Genomic DNA, 1,895 nt, shown 5'->3' on the forward strand with positions numbered 1-1,895 from the left:
TGCCAAACCATAATTGCGAAAAGCACGGGAAGAGCGAATACAAAATTAATCAATCCTGTGAAAGCTTCGCAGAAAACGAATACACGCGGCGGGATGGGCACTTTACCGATCAAGGGGCTATTGCCTACAATCGACTCCATACCCAAAGATACGGTGGAGAGGTAAAGGCCCCAGTGAAGAATTCCGCTGACGATAAACGTGGAATAGGTGGGTATGTTCACCTTCATCACAAACTTAAAGACATAAATATAAATTAGAGCGTTAGATATAGGGACTAACAGTGTCCAAAAAAATCCTAAAAATGAGCTGCGATATTTAAGTTTGATGTTCCTTAAAACAAGATTGTAGATGAGAAATTTTTTTTGAAGGAGCACGCCGTTATTAAACATCGAGGTTTAATTACTATGCGTTTCAGCGGGCGATTACAATTGTTATCGCAATTAGCCAACATGTCGTTTTCTCATGAGAAATGAACTAGTTAGAGACGTCTATAAACTCTTTAAATGACTCGTCCCAGTTAGGCCAAGATGGCGGTGAAGCGTCGGGCCTTGAGGGATTAAGGAGCGCTTGGGCTAAGGAATGCGGGTTGTGTAAAGAAAAGTAGGTCGGGTAACTTCCACCGACCTCTCGAAATACAGGAATATCGCTACACAGAACGGTCAACTTCATCCGCATGGCCTCCACAATGGGAAGACCGAAGCCCTCTACGTGAGAGGCAAATACCAACCCCCGAGAGTGTTCGTAGCAATAGCTGAGCTCGGTATCCGAAACGGAATGCATAAAAAATAATTTCTGATTCAGTTCGGGATGAGTTTTGATCCGAGTCATTAAATCATCACACATCCATCCAATGCGGCCGACGATGAGCAGGCGTAAGTTTTCACCTTTAGCCCAAAGGGCGTCGAAGGCGTCGAGAATAAAATCGTGATTTTTGCGAGGTTCGATGGTGCTTACAGTGATCCATACCGGACCGCCTTCAAAAACGGCCTTAAACGATGGGGCGACCGGCGTGGGCGTGGGATTATTTTTATTACCAAAGTCGCTCCCGAGGCGAAAAGAAAAGACGGGTTTTCGGTGAGAGCTATTTTCGCGCATGTACTTCTCTAAATCTTGGGCCACCGTTTGTGATATGCATACAAATTGGTCGGCGAGATCAAGAAGATGCGGAAATGCTTTGGCAAAATGATAGCAGTTCGCTTTTTCAACAAATTGGGGGTACAGCAGCGGGATCAGGTCGTAAATAACGGCGGTAACTTTCTTAACACCCTGATTGGATCGACGAAACGAGCGAGTGATGTCATAGGTCCAGAAGGCATCTAGGAGTATGAACTGGCTTCCTTTTTCGAAGAGCACCTGATGCCGACGCATTCTGAAGCCGAGTATGGAAAGGCGAAGGTGCTTTATTAGAGCAAAGGCTTTTCTGCTGCACGTTTCAAATCCGTCAACCCATCGGTGGGCGACGTTTTTTTCTGAAATTTGAGATTTGAGAGAGCTTCGAATTCGGGAAAAAAAACTTTTTCCCTTTTGACCCATGCTCTCGAAGGTGGCGCTAGGTTTAAGTATTTGTTCCATCGGAATTTGGTAGTAACGGTCGAGGATAGAGACTACCGGAATAAACTCCAAACCGTAGTTCTTTTTCGCGATTGCGTGTCGTCCGATGATATTACGTACGACTCTCTGAATACCGGTGTTAAGCCCGCTTTTATAAGTGAAAGTGCAATCGATATAAACTTTTTGGCTCAATGGAGGAAATATCCTTATTAAGTTCGGGCGTAGTCGTCTTGGTAGCGGACGATGTCATCCTCGCCGAAGTACGTTCCTAACTGCACTTCAACAAATTCCACGGGGTCTTCGCCGATGTTGCGGATGCGGTGTTTAGCTCCGAGAGGAATCTT

3 protein-coding genes are annotated in these 1,895 nt (G+C 45.4%); all 3 read right to left on the reverse strand.

What is annotated here, in order from left to right; genetic code table 11:
- Nucleotides 1-389: hypothetical protein (locus K2Q26_14855; GenBank protein ID MBY0316797.1), on the reverse strand; the 389-nt coding region annotated here is incomplete at its 3' end.
- Nucleotides 390-474: 85 nt separating this feature from the next.
- Nucleotides 475-1,368 carry a glycosyltransferase family 4 protein gene (locus K2Q26_14860; protein MBY0316798.1) on the reverse strand — a complete coding sequence of 298 codons (894 nt, stop codon included), beginning with the start codon at nucleotides 1,366-1,368 and terminating at the stop codon, nucleotides 475-477.
- Nucleotides 1,369-1,760: 392 nt separating this feature from the next.
- A partial coding sequence (locus K2Q26_14865) for a hypothetical protein (GenBank protein MBY0316799.1) occupies nucleotides 1,761-1,895 on the reverse strand: 135 nt, incomplete at its 5' end.

The sequence above is a fragment of the Bdellovibrionales bacterium genome (assembly GCA_019750295.1).
In the GTDB taxonomy this organism is placed as follows: domain Bacteria; phylum Bdellovibrionota; class Bdellovibrionia; order Bdellovibrionales; family JAGQZY01; genus JAIEOS01.